Source organism: Sphingobacterium sp. N143 (assembly GCF_030325625.1).
Classification (GTDB): Bacteria; Bacteroidota; Bacteroidia; order Sphingobacteriales; family Sphingobacteriaceae; genus Sphingobacterium.
Genome location: NZ_JACAIS010000003.1, coordinates 79818 through 99382 on the forward strand (window position 1 = coordinate 79818; position 19565 = coordinate 99382).

Sequence of the window (19565 nt, forward strand, 5' to 3'; positions counted from 1 at the left end):
TGGAATATTTTTTGAATATGCTTAAAACCCTATGTTTACACCAGCAGTCCATGTTGTTGGGATCGGATACCCCCAACCAACATTTTCAGGATCCACACCCGTAAAATTCGATGACTTGACAGTAAATAGGTTCTGTCCAGTGACATAAATACGAAGACGGCTCATACCTAACCGGGAAGCTGTTGCTGTAGGTAAAGTATAACCAAGTGACAGGTTTCGTAATTTCATATACGAACCATTCTCAATAAAGTAATTTGAAAGCCTTCCTTCGTCATTGTTGCTCGTTGTCTGCAATGCTGGGATCGTCGAAGTAGGATTCTGCGGTGTCCATGCATTGAGTAAGCGCAGACCTTTATTGGAATTTACATCATCCACGCTCCAGAAATCCGTTTGTTTTTTCAACCAGTTTTCTACGTCAATACCCTGTATACCCTGAAAATAGGCAGAGAGATCGAAGCCCCTGTATTTCAAGGCAATATTCAAGCTATATGAGAAGTCTGGATGCGGACTCCCTATCCAGGTACGGTCCATATCAGTTATCTGATTATCAGTATCATAAACATTTACATACCGTAAACGTCCAATTCCCTTACCCGTTTGGTTGACATGGGCATCCACCTCCGTCTGGTTCTGAAAAATACCGTCTGTAACGTATCCATAAAATGATCCAAGCGGGCGGCCGACAATATTATCTCCCTGACGACCACCATACGAGTTCTCCACAGCTTCAGGAAGATGGGTAACTTTGTTTTTATAAGCTGAAAATACCGCTGTCAGATCATATTCCAGGCCGAACGAAGTTTTTCGGCGATAACCGGCAGAAAGGTCCATACCTTTATTCTCCATAGAGGCACCATTTGCCCAACGATATCCGCCTTCACCAACGACAGCTATATATGCTGGATTAATCAACATATCTTTCGTTGCTTTGACATACCAATCTATGGAACCATAAAGACTTTGGTTAAATAATGAGAAGTCCAAGCCGATGTTGGTTTGCGTTGTAGTTTCCCATTTCAGATCATTATTTTCCGTTTGGGTTTTCCGATATCCAGAGGGCAATGTTCCGCTACCGGCTCCAGAAAGATCATAGGCCGTCCCATCGACAATATTCCATGTCGGATCGCCAACACCATATTCAGGAACAAACAGTGCATAGGTAGCAAGGTCACCTATCCCCTGATTTCCGGTCTGTCCCCAACCAACGCGAAGTTTCAGGTCCGAAATATAGTCTTTTGTACTCGCCATAAAGCTTTCTGAAGAAATCCGCCATCCCGCAGTTAAGGCTGGAAATGTAGCAAAACGGTTGTTTTTACCAAATCGGGATGAACCATCGTGTCTCATGGTAAATGATGCCAGGTAACGGTCATCGTAGGAATAATTTGCTTTTCCGAAATATGAAAGCAACGAAAATCCGGTTGCGGTACCACCAACAGATGCTACACCCGTACTCACTCCAGGCCACATATATTCAGGGGTTTCAATGACAAACGCATTATTTCCGGCTGTATAGGCATTGAATTTGATGTCGTTCTGACGGTTCATCTCAATGCCACCAAGAATATCAAAAGTATGCTTATCGATAACCTTGCGATATGTGGCCACATTGGACCAGGTCCACTTCATGCCATGTGATTGCTCCATGTTTACCCCGCTTCTATTGCTGTTCATAAATCCTGTACGATAAGATAATTCCATATTTCGTTTATAGAAATTACTGTAATCGATACCAAAGGTTGAACGGATATGAAGATCCTTTATGAGCTGTAGGTCAGCGTAAGCATTTCCAAATAATCGCCAGTAATTATATTTATTATTTCGGTTATCGTAAAGCAGCCGCATTGGATTATGGCGGTCATTCATTCCCAGTGAGGGTCCTCCCCACCCAATGCCGTCAACGGTATGGACAGGTATGATTGGTAAAGCTTTTAATGAAAGGTCCAGCACATCTCCAGGCACTTGAACTTCTCCGGTATTATTTACCGTAAAGTTTTCTCCAACAACCAATTTACCATCAAATAATTTGTAGTCGGCATTCATACGGGCTGAAATACGCTGAAAGTTGCTGTGTTCAAGTGTTCCATTATTGCGCAGGTACCCCATGGAGAAAAATGAACTTGATTTTTCAGTAGCTGAACTTAAGGTCGCATTGTAGGATTGAAGAAGGCCTGGTTTGGAAATCTCATTGAACCAATCGGTATCAGCAGAATACATCGTATGCCCCTTATCCAGATACTCGGAAATAATGATATTATTAAGTTGTGGAACCCCATCCGCATTATTGCTCCAATCAAATTGGTAGCCGATATTATTACCATTCGGATCTCCACCACTGTTGAGAGTCGCCTGCCATAAGGCTTGACCATATTGCTGCGCATTGAGCACTTTCATGCGATTATTAAAATGACTGCTGGTCAGGTAAGCATCCAATGTAAGCTTTGTTGATCCTATTTTTCCCTTTTTTGTTGTGATCACAATAACGCCATTGGCAGCACGTGATCCATAGATGCTTGCTGAAGAAGCATCTTTCAGTACTTGAATACTCTCAATATCATTCGGGTTGAGCTCATGCATACCACCCTGTGTGGGCATCCCATCTATGACATAAAGAGGATCCTGATTACTACTCAGTGAACTGATTCCGCGCATTCGTACAGTCGCAGAACCACTGGGGCTACCGTCAGCAGTTACCGTCATGCCCGATACACGACCTTGAAGGGCTTTCATCGGGTTATTTTCAGGCACTTTCATCATTTCGCTCACATTGACCACGCTAACGGCTCCGGTCAAATCCTTCTTCCGCTCAGTCTGATAGCCGGTCACGACGACCTCTTCGAGGCCCTGCTCAGTATTTATCAGCCGGATGTCCAGAAATTTTCTACCGCCGATAACTACGGTCTGCGTCTCATACCCTACGTAAGTAATTTCCAAGGTAGGGTTACTGCTCGTTGTTTGTAGCATGAATTCGCCTTTATCGTTGGTCTTGGTCGCCTGATTGGTACCTTTGATCAATAAGGATGCACCTACGATGGGCATAGATGTCCCACTATCCAAGATCCTCCCAGTCACCTCGACTTGCTGCGCAAAACTGGCAACAGAAAAGAGTACCGAAGCGGACAACAGTATAATTTTCTCTTTTGTAAACATAATAATTGGTTCGTTTAATAAATGGTATAATATTTTCTTTTTCCCCTATTTGAGATTTAGTTTTTGCAACAGGTTCAACCATTCAAACCTGTTAATAGTAGCTGCATCATAGTTGGGACAGGCGCCATTACTCTGCGTGACAAACCCGCTAAGTGTGGCAGCAAACTCCAATATTTCCTCTGGCAGTATTTCTCTATCGGCCTGACATCTCAGGAATAAAAACGCCGCCAGAAAAGAATCCCCGCTACCTATGGTGTCCTTTACTTCCACCTGAAGTGCCGGATAATGATAACTGAACTTCCCCGAGAAGGAATGATAAACTGCGCCAGCTGCACCATAAGTTACGATGAGCTCGGCTATATTAAATCGATCCATGATAACCTCCACCATCTCCTGATCCCTGGATCGTACATCTAGACCAAGCCATTCCGCAACTAGACCAAGTTCTTCCTCGTTCATTTTAACCAGATCCGCATAACCTAACAATTCAAAAATCCGTTCTTTGGAATAAAATGGCGCTCGCAGGTTAACATCTAACACCTTGTATCTGGCTACTTTCAAGAGTTCTTTTAAAGTCAGATAGCTGATATCATTTCGTGTAGATAAGCTACCGAACACAAAAAAGTCTGCATTTTCCACCGCTAGGATTTCCTTTTCTCCAAAGGCAATAAAATCCCAAGCGACAGGATAGACGATCTCATAGCGAACATCTCTTTTTTCATCGATATGTACTTCTACCGTAGATGTAGGCTGATCGCTATCCTGCTGAAACAATGCTGTCGGAACAGAAAGTTCCTTGCATAAAGCGATAATGTCAAAACCATCGGAATCAATGCCTACACGTGTCAGCATCTCGGTATAGATTCCTAACTTATTTAAATGATAGGCCACATTGAGTGGGGCCCCACCCAATTTTCTTCCAGTAGGTAAATTGTCCCATAAGATCTCACCAAAACAAACGCCTTTTAAATTCAATGTTTCAATATTCATTATATTATTATTTTATGAGCCCTCGAAGTATATGTAGACTCCTGTAAATTCCAATCAAATAAGCTTAATGTAATGGTATAGTGCCGTCCATATCTTCAAGCGATCTGCCTTTTGTCTCCGGCATCATTTTCCAGACATATACGAGCTGCAGCACCATGAATCCGGCAAAAATTAGGAATGTATACCCTCCCCCAAGCAATTCAGTAAGCGCGGGAAAGCAAAAAGTAATTATAGCGGCCATTATCCAATGGGTCAAACTACCTAATGTTTGTCCTTTAGCACGTACATCATTGGGAAATATCTCTGAAATAAAGACCCAGATTACCGCGCCTTGAGAAAAAGCAAAAAATGCAATAAACAGCATTAAATAAATAGTCACTTTTAGCCCTTCAACATTACCTAAAAAAAAAGCATGCGAGACAAGAGAAAGAGAAATGATCAAGCCAACTGAGCCGATAAACATTAGTTTCCGACGACCAACCTTGTCGATAAAGTTGATCGCGATAAGTGTAAAAATAAAATTTACCAATCCTATTCCAACGGTGGAAAGCAAAGAACTCTGTGCACCTAAACCAGCCATCTCAAATACCCGTGGGGCATAATAAATAATGGCGTTGATGCCTGAAACCTGATTGAATACCGCAAACAATACGGCAAGGATAACCGGGAATCGATTCTGCTTGGAAAATAAACGTCCCTTTTCCTTAGACCGTTCACGCGCGTTTAACATCTGCTCGATATCTGCTTCAGCTTGCTCACCACTCACTTTACGCATAATGGCTGTTGCTTCGACTCTTTTATTACGGTGCAATAACAACCAACGTGGACTTTCAGGTACAAAGAAAATAAGCAGGAAAAAGACCAACGACGGAACGGCCTGTACACCGAGCATCCAACGCCAGGATTCCGACCCGGTAGAACCGATCAAAAAATTGGAAAAGTAGGCTATTAAAATACCCAAAACCACATTGAACTGGAATAATCCGACCAACTTACCTCGCGACTTTGCTGGCGAAATTTCAGATATATAAATAGGTGCTGTTACAGATGAAACACCGACACCGATCCCTCCGAGAAAACGGAATAGTATAAATAAGTTCCAGTCTTGCGCCAATGCTGTGCCAATGGCAGAGAAAAAATAAAGTGCTGCTACCAAAAACAACGTATTCTTACGTCCCAATTGATCTGAAGGATATGCTCCCATCGCTGCGCCTATGACCGTTCCGAATAGCGCAATGGCCATAGTTAGACCATGCTGAAACCCATTGAGAGACCAGAATGACTGTACCGCTTTTTCAGCGCCAGAAATAACAGCTGTATCAAAACCGAAGAGAAATCCACCCAAGGCCACTACAAATGACCAGACTAAAACCGTGTTCTTGTTCATGTTAAATTTATAATTGATTGACTCAAAATTAACATGACAATCGCGAATGGCTTAATTTTCACTGAACAAAAAACATCAATTTTAGAACATGAGCAACAAAACACAAACAACTAATCATCAATAAGATATAAAATTATTTAAAATCAATGATTATAATATTCGTTCAAATAATACAGATTATGTTTCATTTATGGCTCAATCCCAAACTGTGTTTATTATACACTAAGAGGGTCCAGCCAAATCCCCAGACAACAAAAAGAAATAGATCTGGTAAAAAATCAAATAATAAAATGCTAAAAATAGGTTCAATCTAAATCATTGTTAGAAAAATATTATTATCTTCTACTCGAAACAGAAATCTATCAATAATAAGTAGCGGAAGTAATACATTCAATTTACCTCCGTTAGTAACCGAATTTTAAAGAATCAATCTTTTAGGAATGTTTAGATGGTATATCATTTTGATGGTAATTATGTTACCAATTTTTCAGGCATGTCAGTCAGGTGACCATACTGAAAAATATACCATTGCATTTTCTCAGTGCATTGGTAACGATTCTTGGCGACAAACGATGCTAGAGGAAATGAAAAGAGAACTTTCTTTTTATCCGAATGTCCAATTTATATACCGTGATGCCCAAGGCAACAATGAGAAGCAAATTGCACAGATTCGTGAGCTTTTAACAAGCAAAATCGACCTCTTAATCGTATCTCCAAATGAAGCAGAGCCTGTCACCCCCATTGTAGATTCTGTATTTCGATTAAAAATACCTGTTATCGTAACTGATAGAAAAACCTCATCTGGGCTTTATAATGCCTATGTGGGGGCAGATAATCTCGCAATAGGTAAATTAGCAGGACAATTTATTTCGGCGACGATACACGGGGAAGGTCAAATTGGTATTATAACCGGACTGCCTGGTACCTCTGCTTCAATTGAAAGAAAAAAAGGATTAATAAGAGGTATTGATAGTGCAGGTACAACACGTATAGACATTGAAATTAACAGTGACTGGACCAAAAATACAGCTTATGAACAGGCTAAGAAACAAATCGATCGACTAAAAAAACAAGATGCGATCTTTGCTTTCAATGATCAAATGGCTTTTGGAACGATTCAGGCGTTAAAGGAGGCTGGGATAAATAATAAAAAAGTCATTGGCGTCGATGCTTTGTCAGGAACAGGTAATGGTCTGGAAAACATTGCCAACGGAACGCTTTATGCATCCATGTTCTACCCTACAGGAGGTACAGAAGCTGTACGTACGGCAATATCTATTTTAGAACAGAAACCTTATATAAGGGAAAACATTCTAAAAACACTGGTCATCAACAAAGAAAATGCAAGCCTGATGATCCTTCAGTCTAATAAGATCAAAGAACAGCAAAAGGATATCGACAAAAGGCAGGACCTGATTGTCCGTCAATATAAAATCTATAATAGCCAGAAGACAACATTACGTATTGTTTTAACGAGCCTCATCATAACCGTAATCTTTGGAGCCATTTCAATAGTTGTGATCCGCAACAACCGTAAAAAAAATAAACTCCTTAATGAACAAAATCATGAAATTCTCAGTCAACAGGAGCAAATCATCGATATGAACCAACAGATCCGGAATGCTGCCGAGGAACAACGAAGATTTTTCACAAATGTATCCCATGAATTCAAAACGCCCCTAACCCTTATAATGGGGCCATTGGAAGAATTAGAAAAGGAAAAGATGCTGTCACCAACAGGGAAGGATCATCTTCTTTATATAAAGCGTAATACACAAAAATTGCAGGATCTAATCCGTGATCTTATCGATATTCATCGAATAGACAAATCCAAATTGAAACTACAGGCGGAAGCTATCCAAGTAAATAGTTTTATTCAACAAATCGTATCCAATTTTAAGCCATTTGCAAAAAAAAGAGGTATCTCACTTAGTTATGTGAACAAGACATCACACCAAGAAATCTGGGTTGATAAACACCTCATGGAACATGCTCTTTCAAATCTATTGTCCAATGCATTTAAATACACCCAAAAAGGTGGTGGAATAAACTTTGTTATCGAAGAAAATACTTTTGGAGACTATTTTCATATTAAGATCATTGATAATGGAGCAGGAATAGCTGCAAATGATATGGATCAAATATTTGACACTTTTTATCAGGGAGAGAACCATCAATTGGGATCAGGCATTGGCTTGGCCTATGTAAAACAGATCGTAGATCTTCATCATGGGCAGATAACCGCAAGCAGTAAAAAGGGGGCTGGTTCTGCTTTCACTTTGCGGCTTCCTGTCGGAGACCATCATTTGTCCACAGAAGAAAAGAAAAATGGGGAGCATACATCTTCCAACATTGATTATGAACAGATCATAATGCCCGAAAATATCGATGAATATGAAAGTGAGAATGTCTCTTTTTGCTCAGAAAGAGCTTCTACTATATTAATTGTTGAAGATCATGCTGAAATAAGAAGCTTTCTGAAAGAAATACTAGCACCGACCTACAATATTGTGTTTGCAACAAGTTATGCCGAAGCGCTAAAAAAATTGGAAAGCAATTATCCCGATTTGATCGTAAGTGATATTATGCTACCGGACGAAACAGGCATTGAACTACTTAAGTCAATCAAAAGCAGTCTGAGATTCAACCAGATTCCTGTCCTTTTGCTTAGCGCCGTCGACACAGAGGAAAGCAAGATCGAGGGAATGCGACACCTAGCTGATGGATACTTAACCAAGCCTTTCAAGGTGGATCACCTGAGGGCGGTCATTACCAATCTCATTGCTTCACGCCTGCTACTAAAAGAACACTATTTGAGCATTAACAGAACTAACAACAGTCAAATTGAATCACAACAACATACTGCACAGGACAAACGTTTTATTCAAAACCTGACGCTGATAATAGAAGGTCATCTTGGAAATAAGAATCTAAGTATTGAAGACATAGCCAAAGAATTAAAACTGTCCAGAGTCCAGCTTTACCGCAAAACTAAAGCTTTATTAAACTGTAGTGTCAATGATTTTCTACTACAGCGACGGTTGACCAAATCCCAGCATTTATTGCTCGAAGGCCTTCAAATCAACGAAGTCGCTGAGAAGGTCGGTTTTTCATCCGGAACATACTTTACAGCAGCTTTTAGAAAATACTTTGGAATAACTCCTTCAGTATACAGAAAAGACAAATTGAAAAAATAACAGTTGGATGCATTAGGTCCTGTCTTTTTTTATAACTATGTCGAATACAGCATAAGGATTTTTTCCTATTTACAACTCTTATAAAAAATAAAGGTGCCCTTTATGTGGGCACCTTTATTTTTTATAATTACTGTTTGGTCAATCAAGATTTACTATAAAGTTTCTCCAAGGAATGATCCATTTGCTACCAGAGCTTTGGCGAATACCGGTACAGTTGCTTCTCGGTTCCAGTCACGTTGCCATTCGCAGGAGAGTTGAGTTAGCGAGGTTAATTTCGCACCGGCTTGTTGCATTCGGCTTAATGCCGCATCATGTGCTTCCTTAGAAGTACCACCAACACAATCAACAGGGGCAAAAACATCATAACCTTCACTTAAGGCATCCAATGCCGGAAATGAAAGACAGGCCTCTGTCCATAGCGCACACATAACCAGCTTTTTACGCCCTGTTGCTTTAACAGCTTCCAAGAACTCGTAATCTTCCCATGCATTAATGGAAGTTCTGTCGTAAGAGGTCTCATCTGTAAGAACTTGTTTTAAAGCTTTTATTGTTTCTTTGTTTCTACCTGTGGCTACATTTACCGTTGATAGCACAATAGGAATGTTGAAACCTTTGGCCATCTCGGACAATGCACAGATGTTACGAACCAAATCATTTGTTCTCAGATTCTTTCAAACCACCCCCAAATGCTTCCAATATCAGGACAAAAGCTAAGCCTATTTAGTTTTAAAAGTTTGTGAATAATCTATTGGATAGCGTAGATCCTTTTCTAATAATACTAGATAGAACGAGCGACTTATTGCATTTTTATGCAATTTCACAATGAGATCCGCAAAACTTCCCATGAAACAAAAGAGACAATAACAAACTAACATTCAAAACATTAGGCATTAAAATAAATTCAAAGCACATATTTTCAAATTATTATGCATTTTGTTGCGTATTTAGTTTTTTATTGATATCCTTACATTAAAATTGAGAAAAGTCTATGTCAGCTTCATGTGAGAAGCTTCCATCCAGCTATAAACTTATTTAAACCACCTCTTTCGTTAGAACAGAATGCTTATAATCTATATGTCATGGAAATTAGAAAAATCAGTCCACTTATCTTTCTCTTCTTTTTGATTGCTCAATCTGCAATTTCACAGATAGTACCAGGTGCAGACCGAATACCCGAGTATCTTGACTACCTAAAGGGTAAAAGGATCGGGATGGTAGTCAACCCTACTTCACGTATTGGCCATAAATCAAGTGTCGACAGCCTCTTATCATTAGGAGTTAATATCGTTAAAGTATTTGGCCCTGAGCATGGTTTTCGTGGCGACGTAGGAGCCGGAGTCAAGGTAAAAGATGACGTTGATCCCACAACAGGCGTAAAAGTTGTTTCTCTTTACGGAAAAACGAATAAGCCAACAAGGAAAATGTTGGATGATGTTGACTTAATGATTTTTGACATACAAGATATTGGGGTAAGGTATTTCACGTATATCGCAACCATGCACAGGGTTATGGAGGCTTGTGCCGAGAATGGCAAGGAATTGCTCATATTGGACCGGCCGAATCCGAACGGTTACTTCATTGACGGCCCTATACTAAATATGGCGTATAAATCAGACATTGGCATGCACCCAGTACCAATTACACATGGCATGACTGTTGGTGAATATGCGCAGATGATCAATGGTGAAGGATGGCTAGCCAACGGTGTTAAATGCAAAATAAAGGTTATCCCGGTTGCCAATTACAGTCATGAGATGGAGTATATTCCACCTGTTCATATGTCGCCAAATATAAACACCTACCAGGCTGTTCTTTTATATCCGTCTACCTGCCTATTCGAAGGAACTGTATTAAGTGAAGGAAGGGGCACAAAGTTTCCGTTCACAGTAATAGGCGCACCTGATTTTAAAGGTATCTATAATTTCTCATTCACACCCAAAAGTATAAAGAACATGAGTGCAACACCAATTCACTTGGGTAAAGAATGCTTTGGACTGGACTTAAGAAACGTAGACTTGAAGGAAATCAGAAGTGCTGGAAAAATAGAGCTGTCATGGCTGATCGAGACCTACAACAAGTTTCCTGATAAAGCAATATTTTTCGATAACAAGCAGAGCAAAGAAATCGTAGTCTTTGATAAATTGGCAGGAGGCTCCTTGTTAAAGGAACAGATAATTGCTGGCATGAGCGAGGATGATATCCGCAAAAGCTGGAAACCTGGTCTTGCTAAGTATAAGCAGATGCGTGAAAAATATTTAATATATCAATAACTTAACGCACGTATTATACTGTTTCATAACTATTATCTGTGAAAGACTTCATTAAAAAACAACCTGGTCCTCCTCTTTCCGGGGATCGGGTTTTAGGGGCATCTTGGCACAGCGGATCACCTCAAGAGAAGCACAGCCATAGTCGACGACAACTTTTCCCTCGATCAGATAAATTCCGGTATCACGCAGCGGGTATTTTGCCAAGCTCTGCGGAAAATGTACGGTATCGAAAAATAGGCCTTCGGCATCGAAAAAGGTGCCGAACTTCATAAGCTCCCCCCGCTTCGTCTTGACAAATTTTTCGCAGACAAAGTCCCCTACCATACGGATGACCTTGCCCTCGTGCTGGGCCAGATCTTTGGCCAGCACATCGCCACGATAATCACTTCGGGCCAGGTCAAACATGCTTCCGGTAACACAAAAGCCCATCAGCTCCATCTCATCGTAATAATCTTCAAGGACATTCTCCTCCAGTGGTGGTAGCACTGGTTTTTTGGATGTTGTCTCAAACAGGACCTGTCCCACCTGCTTGGGCCTGTGTTTGTTCATCAGGAGATGGGCCTGCCACAACAAGGGTTTCTTGCCGTCTCCGGTAAAGCGCAATGCGCCTACACGTATCAGAATGATGATCTGCTCCAAGCCTGCCGAAGTACGCTGGATAAATTGCTCCAAACTCTGGTATTCACCATGCCGTTCGCGTTCTTCGACGATCCGTCGTGCGAGTTCGTTTTCCAGGTGCAGCAGGCAGTCAAAGCCCAGATAGATGTCTTTGCCATGAATCGAAGTGTTGAAAGCAGAGCGGTTGACACAGGGCTGGCAGATGTTGCCCCCTGCAATGCGAGCCTCGTTGACATACACCTTGCGGTTATAAAACCCACCGTAATTGTTGAGCACCGCAACCATAAACTCCAGCGGATAATAGGTCTTGAGGAAAAGGCTCTGATAGCTCTCAACCGCGTAGGATGCAGAGTGCGCCTTGTTAAAGGAATAGCCAGCAAAGCTTTCCATCTGCCGCCAGATCTCCCGGCTGACTTTTTCGTCGTATCCTTTGGCTTTGCAGTTGATGAAAAATTTGTCCTCAATCTCAATGAGATGGCCTTTATTCCTGTACTTACCCGACATCATCCGCCGCAGCACATCGGCATCGGACATATCGAGACCTCCATAGGCATTGGCAATTTTCATCACATCTTCCTGATAGACCATCACACCATAGGTCTCCTGCAACTGCTCCTGAAACACGGGATGTGGATAGGATACACTTGATGGATCGTGGTGCCGCTTGATAAATTCGCTCATCATGCCCGAACTGGCAACACCTGGCCTGATGATAGACGAAGCCGCCACAAGGGTCAGGTAATCGTCACAGCGCAACTTGGTCAATAACTGCCGCATAGCCGGGCTTTCGATATAGAAGCAGCCGATGCTATTGGCCGACTTGAGCTGTGCTGCGATATTGGGGTCATCGAAGAAGCGCTTGGGATTGCTGGTATCGATCAGCTCCCCCAAGTTTTCCCGGACAATGGTCCGGCAATCTTTGATATGCCCAATTCCCCGCTGGGACAGGATATCATATTTCTCAAAGCCGATATCTTCGGCCACATACATATCAAACTGCATGGTCGGCAGCCCTTTGGGTGGATTGTCCATGGCGGAGTAGCAGGTAAGCGGCTCTTCGGAGATCAGCACGCCTGAGGGGTGTATGGTCCGCTGATTGGGGAAGTCTGCCATACGGTTGTACACTGAAAGAATGGTATGTGTCACTTCGTTTTTATTGAGCATGTGCTCAGGTTCATGTATCAGGCGGTCGATCTCAGCCTTGGGAAGTCCGTATACTTTGCCCAGCTCACGCAGGATGCTCCGCGAGCGGAATGTGCTCATGGCTCCCATCAATGCGGTGTGGCCCACCTGGTACCGATTGAAGATATAGTCATACATGTCGTCCCGCTCATTCCAGCTGAAATCCACATCAAAATCAGGTGGGCTTTTACGCTTGGGGTTCAGGAACCGTTCAAAGGGAAGGTCCAATGCTATCGGGTCGACATCGGTAATACCCAGGCAATAGGCTACGGCGGAGTTGGCTCCCGACCCCCGTCCGACATAATGAAAATTGCGGCCCCGGGCGTACCGGCAGATATCATCGGTGATCAGAAAATAGCTTGAAAACTGCTGTTGCTCTATAATGTCGAGCTCGCGCTGGATGCGCTCTGCCGCCACCCGGTCATTCTTCCCGTAGCGATGCTGAAGGCCGTCCATGGTATATCTCACCAGCAGCTGCTTGTCATTATACCGATTCCCCGTGAATGTGGCCCTGTTCTTTACAGTCGAAAAATCAAAACTGAAAGAACACTGCCCCAGCAATTTATGTGTATTGACCAGTAGCTGTGGCAGATCTGCATAGAGGCCCATGAGTGTTTCTTTGGGCATAAAGACTTCATCATCCGGAGCAGCCTGCCCCTGCCCGAGCTGTGATATCAGCACATTATTGTCAATGGCCCGCAGCTGTCGGTGCAGGGTATAATCTGCTTTCTCGAAACTAACGGGGGCCAATATAACACAACGCTCCAGCAGCTGTCGGTCCAGGAGCTGGACTTTTGTCCGTTCGCCCGGCCGGATGCCGATATATTCAAAATCCTTCAGTGCGTAATCTTTCAATCTGGAAAATGAGTAGATTACGAATACATGTTCAAATTCGGGGGCACGCTCTTCGACGGACTTATGCTCCATATTGAGCTTCGTCCGGTAGTCATTGATCTCCTTAAACCCTTTTTCATTTTTCGCAATGGCCACAAAGCAGAGCTTATCCCCCTGACGGAACTCCATCCCTGTCAATAGGTTTAATCCCTCTTTGCGTCCTTCGCGGATAAAGTCGAGTGAGCCAGAACTATTATTGATATCGGTAAGCACTGCAGTATCGTACCCTCCGGCGACCATGCCAGCGATCAGGTCCTTAAGGCTCAATGTGCCATAGCGCAGGCTGAAGTTACTATGAAGATTTAATAGCATGTCTCCCTCTTTTCTGCTCCGGTATGGAAGCGCATATTGTTTGTATTATTGTTTTCCATCGATAAGTTGTATTTAACATCATTTTGATTGATTTTGACAACTGATCACGCTTTAAAATTACTAATATTTTTAGCAAAAAATAGCAAAACAAATCTGAGATAAAACATATCGCGCTGTGATACAGCATGATAATTTTAAACACAGAGCATTACTGATCGAATAATCATCGATCGTTTAATTGTAAAACGATAAAATGGAACATGATCCCCTGAAAGCTCCCATGGACTTACCCGGAAAGTACGAACAACAGACCTTGTGATGTCACTGTTATTCTTTGGTTAGCATCATCCGACTTTGCCATATATTGTGTACAACGGGGGGAATCAAAAATTGACTTACGCCAGCAGGCGTGGTAATTACTTATCACCACGCGCTGAATGTTTATTTTAATGCTGAAAGATTTGATCAAGGGAGGCGTTATCCGCTCGTTACAGATTGTTTCGCAGATAGTGTTGAAAGTTATCCTGAAACTGCAGGCCATTGCCTAGTCTATATTTACTTAATTTGTTATTTAAGGCCAGTCCCCAAAGGATAAATTCGGTCAGGAAATAACGATCTTCGGGTTTCGTCTGTGGCTGGTATTGCTGTATCAACGCACGGACAGGTGTCGCCTGATCCAATATGTGCTCATAATCGGCATCTGTGAGCTCATCGGATAGTTCGATGCCTTCCGATTCCGAAAACCAGCGGACAATGTCATCGTAAGGATAGCGCTCATTCTCCTTTTCGAGTTTCTCAATTTTGGGAAACAAGACCGAAAATAGGCTTTTTACTGCATTCTCGATCAATTGTACCGCAACAGTGGCTGCTCCCTCCTGCTCGCCTTCGTAAACGAGCTCGACCTTGCCGGTGATAGCAGGCACGATACCCATAAAATCACTCAGGCGCACGGCTGTCTCACTCGCCCCATTTCGGAGCATCCGCAATTCGGCAGTACTAAGTAAGTTCTGAAATGCTGTAATGCTCATCCGTGCGCTGACGCCGCTTTTTTCGTCCACATATTCGCTATTTCGGGCTTCAAAACTGATCTGCTCAATCAATTCTTGAGCCAGTTCTGGAATGTAGATTTGCTCTTTCTGTGCCGCTTCGAGGTTAGCCTCCTGGGCAGTAATTGCTTTCGCTATCTCAATTGATGTGGGGTAATGTGTCAGTATCTGCGATCCTATCCGATCCTTCAGCGGAGTCACAATACTTCCCCGGTTGGTGTAATCTTCTGGATTGGCCGTGAACACAAACTGTACGTCCAATGGTAGGCGCAACTTAAATCCACGGATCTGGATATCTCCCTCCTGCAATATATTGAAAAGTGCCACCTGAATGCGTGCCTGAAGATCGGGCAATTCATTGATGACAAATATCGAACGATTGGCCCGGGGAATCATGCCAAAATGGATCACGCGATCGTCGGCATAGCTCAACCTCAAATTGGCGGCTTTGATCGGATCTACATCACCGATCAGATCGGCGACGGTCACATCTGGTGTAGCAAGTTTCTCAGCAAAACGGTCACTTCGGTGCAGCCAGCCTATCGGCGTATCATCACCTTTTTCCTTCAATAACTCGAGCGCATAGCGTGATATGGGCTGATATGGATCATCATTGATCTCTGAACCCTCTACCAGAGGCACATATTCATCCAGCAGGTTGACCATAAGCCGGGCCAGGCGTGTCTTGGCCTGACCGCGGAGTCCCAGAAAATTGATGTTGTGCTTGGAGAGAATAGCTCTTTCAAGCTCGGGAATAACGGTGTCCTCGTAACCATGTACTCCGGTAAACACGGTTTCACCTTTACTTATTTTTGTAATCAGGTTCTGACGTAATTCTTCTTTTATTGTCTTAGGTTTGTAGCCTGATGCTTTCAGTGCACCGAATGTTGTAATCTTCGTGTAATCCATATGTTCTTATGATGAGCGCAAATGCTGCGCAAGATGTATCTTTCTTATCGCTAAACAAATTGTTTACCGTATCCTTTTTTTGCGATTTTCTTCGTAATCCTCAAAAATCATTTCGCCGAGGTCTCCAAGTCCTGTGTAGTAGGCCTTGCCCTGATTTGACGCCGTAAATTCGTCGACAAATTGCTGCAGATAAGGATCTGAAGTGATCATAAAGGTGGTGATCGGTATCCCCAGCTTACGGGCCTGTGCGGCCATGCTATAGCACTTGCTGGTGATAAAAGGGTCCAATCCCATCGGATTCTTATAATAGGTGCCATCCGGCATATTCAAACAGCTTGGCTTTCCGTCTGTAATCATAAATATTTGCTTGTTGGCATGTCGTTTCCGCCGGAGTATATCCATCGCCAACTGTAAACCAGCAACCGTATTGGTATGGAATGGCCCCACTTGCAGATATGGAAGGTCCTTTATCGCTATAGGCCAGGCATCGTTACCGAAGACAATGACGTCAAGGGAATCTTTGGGATAGCGCGTGAGGATGAGCTCTGACAAGGCCATGGCCACTTTCTTTGCCGGTGTGATCCTGTCTTCGCCGTACAGGATCATGCTATGACTGATATCGATCATCAACACCGTACTCATCTGCGACTTAAACTGTGTGTCCTCTACCACCAGGTCATTTTCGGATAAGGTAAACTCGCCTATCCCATGATTGATCTGTGCATTTTTCAGGCTCTCGGTCAATGCTATTTTCTCGAGACTATCTCCATATTGATAACTTCTAAAATCGCCCATATTTTCGTCGCTCCGCCCCTGATGATTGGTTTTATGATTGCCTGACTTCCCTTTTCGCATCTTTCCAAAAATCTGATCCAGGGCATGCTGCCGCAGGGCTTTTTCCAATTTTGAGGTAATATCTACACCACCATCGCCACCAAACTCCAATCGTTCCCTGATGTATCCTTTATTCTTCAGATCGGCAATGAAATCGTCTATGGTGTATTCTGGCGTAGTCAGTTTGTACTCTCGATCCAATTCACGCAACCAATCAATAGCTTCATCAAAATCGCCGGAAGTATGGGTGATCAACTCTTTGAAAATGGCAAATAATTTATCAAAAGGCGTTTGAAACGGCTCGTCGTATTGCTTAAAGAAAAAACCGCTATTTCGTTTCGTGCTTTCCATGCGTTCATTCTGCTTCGTATAAAGAAGCTCTTCGTCCATTAAATCGGAATCGCTTCATAACATGAATTTACGAAATATTAATTTTTATAACGAGCGATGCCCGTGTTTAATCATATCTTTTCATCAATTGACTTGCCTGATAAATATAATTCCTATCGATCGGATGACACAAACCGGCATCGATGTCTTTAAATTAAAGTTTCCATGCCTGTTGTCAAAACCTCTGCTATGGATCAATGTTTGAAATCCGACGTTTTCTTACCACTATACTGTTTAAAAAAACGGCTAAAATGTGCTGGATTCTCAAAGCCAAGTTCGTAGGCTATTTCTTTAGCGGTCTTTGTAGTAAAATGGAGATAACGCTTGGCTTCAAGTATGAGCCTATCCCGAATTAATTGTGATGGAGTCGGTTGTTTCAATAAGAAAAAGACATTGCTGAGTGTTTTTGGTGACTTATTGAGCTTTTCGGCATAAAAGCTGACTGCGTGTTCTGTTTTAAAATTTTGCTCAAGTAATAAAGAAAATCTACGAACGATATCCATTTTTTCGTCCGGAAACTGTTGATAGCTTTCATGTTGCTGTTTTGCCATTCTGGTTATCTTTATGATCATTCTTTTCAATAATGTACGCAGCATTTCTCCTTGAAAATTGTCATGTATTGCCAGTTCATTCGATAGATTTTTTTCCAGTTGAGACAGCTCCTCTACTTCTTCATCATTCATCTGGATAAACATCGGGTGTTTAATACCATAAAAGAGAAAACCAACACATCCGACCTCGACATCATGATCGATAATACAGTAAAATTCACGATTAAATTGCCAGGCCGTTATTGTTTCTGGATGCTGAAAGATAAAATGTTGATTGGAAACCAAAGGAAGAATACTATTAGCAGGCATAGTATACGGGATCATATCTATAAGCACCTCCTGTGCTTCGTCTTTGTTGTAAATAAAAGTATTAACGGGGTAAGGGTCTTGATAACTAAGCCCCTTACCCTTAAATGATTTATCTCCACTATGCATTATAAATTTTCCTGATGTCGCACTTTCGTTATATTCGTGTACCATCTTTGTCCTTATTTAATATAAAATAGAAAATCACCAGCAAATGTGCTTAGATCATTGTCCAGCCACCATATGCATGGCAACGGCAATCCGGTTCCAGCTGCCGATGGTAACAGTGACCAAGATGACCTGGGCGAGCTTCTGTTCGCCGAGTAGGGATAATGCATGTTCATAGGTCGCATCAGAAACACCTCCTTGATCGATTTGGGCGACTTCCTCCGCAAGCTTTAGGACTGCCTGTTCCATTTCGGTAAAGAATGGTGTCTCCCACCATGCAGCAAGTGCAAATAGACGCTGTGCTGTTTCCCCCAGTTCGAGTGCTGCTTGTGTATGCGCATTGATACAATAACCACAGCCATTTAGTTGTGAAACTCTCGTCCGTATAAGTTCCTGAAGTTTTGGTTCAAGCTCTAATGTGGATAGATATCTGTCGACAGTTCCCATTGCTTTATATAATTTTGGTTCTGCTTTTCCAATGTCCATTCTTAATTTTAACATCGTTTGAAATTTTATGTGTTATCAACTCTTACATTTAAATGTTTCCGTTAGCAAATGCTCTTTGCCCGTGGAAATTCATTTGGTACTTGTGTTACAGCATGCAGAATGTTGCTGATCGTTCTGTCCCCAATATGGACAATTAAATCAATAAGATTTTCTTTGGTATAGCCTGCTTCAAAAAAATGAGTGACCAATACTCCATCGCCGGGATGTCTATTTTCCGATAATTGCTTGGTAAGCTTTACCAGTGCATCCAATTTCTTGTCAAAACTGGCCTCACCTCTCCTGATTTCAAGTGTCTGCTCTTCAGTGAACCCTTTTAGTTTTGCGACCATGGTATGGGCACTCAGGCAATAGAAGCACTGATTGACTTCACTTACGACAAGGGTAGCTGCTTCAATTTCCTTACTTGTTAACGAAGTATTACTGCTTTCAAGATTGATGTACGCTTCAAGGGCATTTTCAGAATAGGCCAAGGTTGAATACAGATTTGGAACGGCACCATAAGCCTTTTTTAATCGGTCAAAAATCTGCTGATTTTTCGCAGACACTTCTTCTCTTTTTAAAACTTTGATTGTGTTTTCCATTTGAATGATTATTATATTAATTGTTTCTGTTATTGATATTCCAAAGGTAAGCAGGTAAACAGGCCTTAAAAGTACCTCTACTTCCCTTTAAATTATCTAAACTTCCCAACACCAAAAAATTATTGGTTAGCCTGAGCCCAACCTGAAGGATAGGTTAAATTTCATTGATCTTTTCTTTTAGTATGCATTCCAAACTTTTTGGCGATTACATTTGTTAAAAACATAAACAAATACTAACGAATTCATCAGCCCTACTAATTCATGAAAATGGTATGC

General features: G+C 42.1%; 12 protein-coding genes. 2 read left to right on the forward strand and 10 right to left on the reverse strand.

The window, feature by feature from the left end:
- Positions 1–21: 21 nt before the first annotated feature.
- The 3 genes from HX021_RS06705 to HX021_RS06715 form a co-directional block, all read right to left on the reverse strand.
- Complete coding sequence (locus tag HX021_RS06705; RefSeq protein WP_286589379.1) at positions 22–3147, reverse strand: SusC/RagA family TonB-linked outer membrane protein; 3126 nt, start codon at positions 3145–3147, stop codon at positions 22–24.
- 45 nt (positions 3148–3192) lie between these two features.
- Positions 3193–4137, reverse strand: a complete 945-nt coding sequence (locus tag HX021_RS06710; protein WP_286589380.1) for a carbohydrate kinase family protein — start codon at positions 4135–4137, stop codon at positions 3193–3195.
- A gap of 64 nt (positions 4138–4201) precedes the next feature.
- On the reverse strand, positions 4202–5524 hold the full coding sequence (locus HX021_RS06715) for a sugar porter family MFS transporter (protein WP_286589381.1): 1323 nt from the start codon (positions 5522–5524) through the stop codon (positions 4202–4204).
- Between the two features lie 473 nt (positions 5525–5997).
- On the opposite strand from HX021_RS06715, the gene HX021_RS06720 reads away from it, so the two are divergent.
- The gene (locus HX021_RS06720) at positions 5998–8721 is read left to right on the forward strand and encodes a substrate-binding domain-containing protein (RefSeq protein WP_286589382.1); all 2724 of its coding nucleotides are present in this window, start codon (positions 5998–6000) and stop codon (positions 8719–8721) included.
- Positions 8722–8873: 152 nt separating this feature from the next.
- Here the strand turns inward: HX021_RS06720 and HX021_RS06725 are convergent, their stop codons facing one another.
- Positions 8874–9371, reverse strand: coding sequence for an isochorismatase family protein (locus tag HX021_RS06725; RefSeq protein WP_286589383.1), 498 nt, complete (start codon positions 9369–9371; stop codon positions 8874–8876).
- A 429-nt stretch (positions 9372–9800) separates the two neighbouring features.
- Between HX021_RS06725 and HX021_RS06730 the strand changes: the two genes are divergently transcribed.
- Positions 9801–10991, forward strand: coding sequence for an exo-beta-N-acetylmuramidase NamZ family protein (locus HX021_RS06730; protein ID WP_286589384.1), 1191 nt, complete (start codon positions 9801–9803; stop codon positions 10989–10991).
- 51 nt (positions 10992–11042) lie between these two features.
- On the opposite strand, the gene HX021_RS06735 is transcribed toward HX021_RS06730, so the two are convergent.
- The 6 genes from HX021_RS06735 to HX021_RS06760 form a co-directional block, all read right to left on the reverse strand.
- Positions 11043–13997 carry a DNA polymerase III subunit alpha gene (locus HX021_RS06735; protein WP_286589385.1) on the reverse strand — a complete coding sequence of 985 codons (2955 nt, stop codon included), beginning with the start codon at positions 13995–13997 and terminating at the stop codon, positions 11043–11045.
- A gap of 488 nt (positions 13998–14485) precedes the next feature.
- Positions 14486–15952: a sigma 54-interacting transcriptional regulator gene (locus HX021_RS06740; protein WP_286589386.1), complete on the reverse strand. Its 1467-nt coding sequence runs from the start codon at positions 15950–15952 to the stop codon at positions 14486–14488.
- A gap of 63 nt (positions 15953–16015) precedes the next feature.
- The gene (locus HX021_RS06745; RefSeq protein WP_286589387.1) at positions 16016–17176 is read right to left on the reverse strand and encodes a vWA domain-containing protein; all 1161 of its coding nucleotides are present in this window, start codon (positions 17174–17176) and stop codon (positions 16016–16018) included.
- A gap of 194 nt (positions 17177–17370) precedes the next feature.
- Positions 17371–18207 carry a helix-turn-helix domain-containing protein gene (locus HX021_RS06750; RefSeq protein WP_286589388.1) on the reverse strand — a complete coding sequence of 279 codons (837 nt, stop codon included), beginning with the start codon at positions 18205–18207 and terminating at the stop codon, positions 17371–17373.
- Positions 18208–18258: 51 nt separating this feature from the next.
- Positions 18259–18702 carry a carboxymuconolactone decarboxylase family protein gene (locus HX021_RS06755; protein WP_286589389.1) on the reverse strand — a complete coding sequence of 148 codons (444 nt, stop codon included), beginning with the start codon at positions 18700–18702 and terminating at the stop codon, positions 18259–18261.
- 47 nt (positions 18703–18749) lie between these two features.
- Positions 18750–19289: a carboxymuconolactone decarboxylase family protein gene (locus tag HX021_RS06760; protein ID WP_286589390.1), complete on the reverse strand. Its 540-nt coding sequence runs from the start codon at positions 19287–19289 to the stop codon at positions 18750–18752.
- Positions 19290–19565 lie beyond the last annotated feature (276 nt).